This is a genomic window from Streptomyces flavofungini (genome assembly GCF_041028215.1).
In the GTDB taxonomy this organism is placed as follows: domain Bacteria; phylum Actinomycetota; class Actinomycetes; order Streptomycetales; family Streptomycetaceae; genus Streptomyces; species Streptomyces flavofungini_B.
This window is the reverse complement of the sequence record NZ_JASKYR010000853.1, coordinates 1-3,678: the sequence shown is the minus strand read 5'-3', so window position 1 is coordinate 3,678 and position 3,678 is coordinate 1. Positions and strand designations below refer to the sequence as shown.

3 protein-coding genes are annotated in these 3,678 nt (G+C 75.1%); 1 reads left to right on the top strand and 2 read right to left on the bottom strand.

Annotated elements, in window-relative coordinates; genetic code table 11:
• Positions 1-550: 550 nt before the first annotated feature.
• On the bottom strand, positions 551-1,570 hold the full coding sequence (locus AB8Z36_RS35535; protein WP_369217515.1) for a MerR family transcriptional regulator: 1,020 nt from the start codon (positions 1,568-1,570) through the stop codon (positions 551-553).
• A 155-nt stretch (positions 1,571-1,725) separates the two neighbouring features.
• Between AB8Z36_RS35535 and AB8Z36_RS35530 the strand changes: the two genes are divergently transcribed.
• The gene (locus AB8Z36_RS35530) at positions 1,726-2,310 is read left to right on the top strand and encodes an RNA polymerase sigma factor (protein ID WP_369217514.1); all 585 of its coding nucleotides are present in this window, start codon (positions 1,726-1,728) and stop codon (positions 2,308-2,310) included.
• A 248-nt stretch (positions 2,311-2,558) separates the two neighbouring features.
• Here the strand turns inward: AB8Z36_RS35530 and AB8Z36_RS35525 are convergent, their stop codons facing one another.
• Positions 2,559-3,275 carry an MIP family channel protein gene (locus AB8Z36_RS35525; RefSeq protein WP_369217516.1) on the bottom strand — a complete coding sequence of 239 codons (717 nt, stop codon included), beginning with the start codon at positions 3,273-3,275 and terminating at the stop codon, positions 2,559-2,561.
• Between the last annotated feature and the right edge of the window lie 403 nt (positions 3,276-3,678).

Genomic DNA, 3,678 nt, shown 5'->3' with positions numbered 1-3,678 from the left:
CGGCCGGTGACCGAATGCGCGTCGCGCGGCGGGGCTCAAAGGTCGCGAAACCGTACGCATGTGTCAAGAGCGCCGACCGGCCCGTCCTCTGCCCCACTGTGGTGGCCCGGGATCTCCACCGCCGTGGCGGCCCGGGAKCTCCRCCGCCGTGGYGGTCCASCCCCTGCACCGCCGTGGCGGSCCKGGGMTCTGCCGCCGTGGCRGYCCRGSCYCTSCACCGCCGTGGCGGCCTGGGATCTGCCGCCGCGGTGGTCCAGCCCCTGCACCGCCGTGGCACCCCGGGGTTCAACCGCCGTGGCAGCCCGGGGCCCAACCGCCGGGGTGGCCCGGCATCTGCTGCCGTGGCGGCCTGGGGTCTGCCGCCGTGGTGGTCCAGCCCTTGCACCGCCGTGACAGCCCGGGGCTCAACCGCCGTGGCAGCCCGGGGCCCAACCGCCGGGGTGGCCCGGCATCTGCCGCCGTGGCGGCCCAGCCCCTTCACCGCCATGGTGGCCCAGCCTTTCCACCCCGCCGGGGTGGCCCGGGATCTGCCGCCGTGGCGGCCCGCGCCTCAACCGCCGTTGTGGGCCGCCGTGTTGTTCAGCCCGTCGCATACCTTCTCGATCTGCGTCAGCGCCTCCCGCAGGTTGGTCGGCCGCGTCGTTCCGCGCACCACCGGGCCCGCCCAGCCGGGACCGCCCAGCATGACGACGGGCCTGCCCCTGGCGCCCCGCACGCCCCAGCGGAGGTCGGTGAGGTGGCGGGCCAGCGGCACGCTCGCGGTCGACCTGGCCTGTGACCAGAGGAAGACGACCGGCGGGCCTGTCCTGCGGACCGCGGCCGAGAGCGCCTCGACGGGCACGGCCGCGCCGAACATGCGCTGAGGGACGCCGCGTTCACCGAGGGCGGCGCTGAGCGCCTCCAGCGGCAGCGAGTGCTGCTCGCCGGGGACGCAGGCCAGGATGAGCGGTGCCGCGGCGGACGGGGCGACCGGGACCGAGGCGCAGCGGTGCAGGGCGCGGGAGACCTGCCAGGACAGCAGATGCTCGACCTCCACATACCGGTCGCCCGCCTCCTCCCACTTGCGGCCCACCGCGTGCAGCGTCGGCATGATCACTTCCTGCCAGGCGTCGACGAGGCCGTGCCGCTCCACCGCGCCGCTCAGCAGCTCCTGGACCACGGGCGCGTCGAGGCGCACGGCGGCGCGCGCGAGGCCCTTGCGCTGCCGTATGAACATCTCGGGTGAGGCGGGGCGGGTGCGGCGGGTCCTGCGGGGCCTCGGCACCCGCGCGGACGACGACTCCTCGGCCAGTTTCAGGGCCGAGTGCGCGGCCTCGGCGGGCGGCACCCCCGCGGCGGTGAGCCGGCCCATCTCCTCGATCATCGCCACGTCCCGCTCGGACCATCGGCGGTGGTGGCCGGGCTCCCGGCGGGCGGGGCCGAGGCCGTATCTGCGGTCCCAGGTCCGCAGGGTCGTCGGTGACACCCCGAGCCGCCTCGCCAGCGCGCCGGTGGTGACTCCCGCGTCCTCGGAATCGCTGCCGCTCGGACGCCGTCGGGCCTGGCCCTCGCGCCCCCCTGCCTCGTTCATCTGCTCACGATACGACGCACAACCGACGCATGTTGCCCCGCTCTCGCGGCTGTTCCCAAGATGACCCCGCCGCGGCCGGAACCGTGGCCGACGTGCCCGATTCCGATCACTGGTGGGGCGGTTGCCGACCGATCCGAGGAGCTGACGAAGCGTCGATGAGTACAGCGGTGTCACCGCGGCCCTTCGAGGGGCCGGGCACGGAGGCGGAACTGGCCTCGGGGCTGGCCCGCGGCGACGAGTCGTGTCTGGTCACGCTGTACCGCAGGGGAGGGCCGCGCGTGCACGCCCTCGCCCGGCGCGCCCTCGGCGACAGCCGTGAGGCGGAGGACGTCACGCAGCAGGTCTTCCTCGCCGCCTGGCGCGGCCAGACCGGGTACCGGCCCGAACTGGGCACGCCGATGGCCTGGTTGACCGGCATCACGCGCCGGAAGATCGCGGACACCCTGGCGGCGCGGGCCCGCAGGGCCGCACTCGTCGAGGGCGCGGGAGCCCGCTACACCGCACCCCAGGCCGGGCTCGAGGGCGTCGAGGCCGTCGTGGACCGGGTGCTGCTCACGCAGGAGCTCGCGCGGCTGCCGGTGCCCCAGCGGACGGTGCTCTGCCTGGCCTTCTACGAGGACCTCACCCAGCCGCAGATCGCCGAGCGGACCGGCTGGCCCCTCGGCACGGTCAAGAGCCACGCCCGGCGTGGTATGCACCGCCTCCGTCTGCTCCTGGAGGACGCGCCGGGCAGCCGGTGAGATTTTCCGCCCGCCGGGTGCATCCGGGGGGCCCGTTCCGGCGGAAGCAAGGGTCAGCCTGTCGTGCCGGCCACCGGCGCGGGGCCCGCAGACCCGCCGTGACCCCGCGGCCTGCGGGCACGGCGGAGTCGGCTCCGCCGGGGGGCTGGGGCGGCCGCCGTCGCCCCCGGGACGGCGCCGTCAAGGCCGTGGGTGGTGCGCGCCGGATGCCGCACCACCCACGAGCCGAGCCGTCCCGAAGCCCGCCGTCACACCGCTGACGCCTCGTCCGCGACGACGCGCTCCTCGCCCAACGGGTGTGTCACGTGGTGCGCGAGCGCGGCGAGGACACCGCCCGCCAGCGGCGCCAGGATGAACAGCCAGAGCTGCGACAGGGCCGCGCCACCGGCGAAGAGGGCCGGGCCCAGGCTGCGCGCGGGGTTGACGGACGTGCCCGTCAGCGGGATGCCGACCAGGTGGATGACGGCCAGCGCGATACCGATCGGCAGCCCGTCGAAGCCGACGACCGCCACCCGGTGCGTGACCCCGAGGACCACGAAGACCAGCAGGAACGTCAGCACCATCTCGGCCAGGAAGGCACCGCCGATGTTGATGCCGACCGCGGAGCGGTCGCCGTAGCCGTTGCTGCCGAAGGCACCGCTCGTCTTCAGCCCCGGCACCTGCTTGGCCAGGAGGAAGAGCAGGGCCGCGCCGACGATGCCGCCCACGATCTGGGCCACCCAGTAGGTGACGGCGGTACGGACGTCGATGCGCCGTGCGCAGAGCATGCCCAGGGTCACGGCGGGGTTCACGTGGCAGCCCGAGACGGGTCCGAGCGTGTAGGCGAGGGCCAGCAGCGTGAAGCCGAAGGCCAGCGCGATGCCGAGGGTGCCGATGTACTCGACGCCGAGCACCGCCGACCCCACGGCGAAGAAGACCAGGAGCAACGTTCCGAGGAACTCCGAGATCACCGCTCTTTTCTGCACCTCTGTCTGCACAGCTACCACCTCGCAGGCTCTGCCGGACCGTCCGGTCTGTCGACGCCCCGGGCTGTCCGGTCATCGTCGCCGCGGCCGCCCGTGCGCGCCTTCCGGGCGGCCCGGCACGGAACGGGCGCCCCCGCCGCCCGACCGGCGGCCCGTTCAGGCCGCGCGGCGCCTCTCGCACCGTGCCGGGGCGCCGGGGCGCCGTTCACCCGGTCGAGTGACGGGCGGTGGTTGAAGACCGGTGATTTCGCCGATGCGCGCGGCACCGGACCGCCCCGACAGTGGCCGCGGCCGACAGACGCCTTCCCCCGAAAGGAACCACCGTCGTGCAGCAGCCCCACAGCGAGACCCGGACCACCTCCGCCCACCCCGCCACCGCGGCGGGCCCCGGCGGCCACCGCAC

Bases quoted from the DNA above. Each gene is read 5' to 3' on its own strand.
- AB8Z36_RS35535 (WP_369217515.1), bottom strand. From the start codon at position 1,570: ATGAACGAGGCAGGGGGGCGCGAGGGCCAGGCCCGACGGCGTCCGAGC.
- AB8Z36_RS35530 (WP_369217514.1), top strand. From the start codon at position 1,726: ATGAGTACAGCGGTGTCACCGCGGCCCTTCGAGGGGCCGGGCACGGAG.